Source organism: Parendozoicomonas verongulae (assembly GCF_009711465.1).
Lineage (GTDB): Bacteria > Pseudomonadota > Gammaproteobacteria > Pseudomonadales > Endozoicomonadaceae > Sansalvadorimonas > Sansalvadorimonas verongulae.
Window position 1 is genome coordinate 1 of the sequence record NZ_SMME01000459.1, and the last position, 916, is coordinate 916.

A 916-nucleotide genomic window follows, 5' to 3' on the forward strand; every position below is an offset into this window, starting at 1 on the left:
CAACCTGCCTATATCTGGAACACCTTCCGGCTCACCAGTCCAGGAGGGTGCCAGATTATTTATTTTCAGGCTGGCCTCCAGTATGGGGGAATGCCCACTGCACATTGGCAGGGCGAAAGGTGAAGCGGTGCCCAGCATCCACCTGATGCTGCCCTTGTCTATTGTCTTACCCAAAAAATGGGCATACCAGTTTTTCAAGAGGCGCTGCACCAATGGTTTGAGCTCATTGACAGCGTCCAGCTTTTTCAATAGATCATAAAGTGCCTCTGCCCTATCATCAGGGCAATATTCCGGTTCGAGCCAATTTTGTTGAATAGCGACCTGAGCAGCGGCTATAAACTGGGGTAGACAGGAGCCTGGGGGGCGAGCGACCTCGGTAAGTATCCTGATTATGGTATATTGCCAGTTGCTATGGCTGACCAAGCCACTCTGGACCATTTTTTCGTGCAAGCCCTGAAGCTCTTGTATCACACTATCAACAGGTTGAGCCGAACGAACCAAACCATCTACCACCAAAACGAGTTGACTAGTAGAAGTGGCCCTGCTGCCCAGCAGAGAACATTCAGAAATATCCGGTTCATCCTTGCTTTTTAATAGCTCACACCCCAAGACAAAGGCGTGAATGTCTGACTTCCCCCCCCAGAGTTTTCTTATAATATTGTGGAGTTTTAGAGCGGATGCCGTACTTGCCGGTAATGCTGTACCACTTTGTACAGACTGGATGATGTTTTCCAGACTGATTCCAAGAGTCTCTGTCAGTGCAGCTACCTTTTCAGGATTCATGTGACTGAATAACTGAGACATCCTCTGACTGCTGCCAGTCAGCGCCACTCCGTTCACAACAGACTGAAAGTCGGGGACATGCATTGAGAATTCTCCCGGTGCGCCACCCAAATCCTGAGCTCTCCATGTGTTC

1 protein-coding gene is annotated in these 916 nt (G+C 49.6%); it reads right to left on the reverse strand.

Features of this window, described 5'->3' with window-relative positions:
- Window positions 1-804 (reverse strand): hypothetical protein (locus E1189_RS01020; RefSeq protein WP_155158259.1); only part of this gene is annotated, 804 nt, incomplete at its 3' end.
- Window positions 805-916 lie beyond the last annotated feature (112 nt).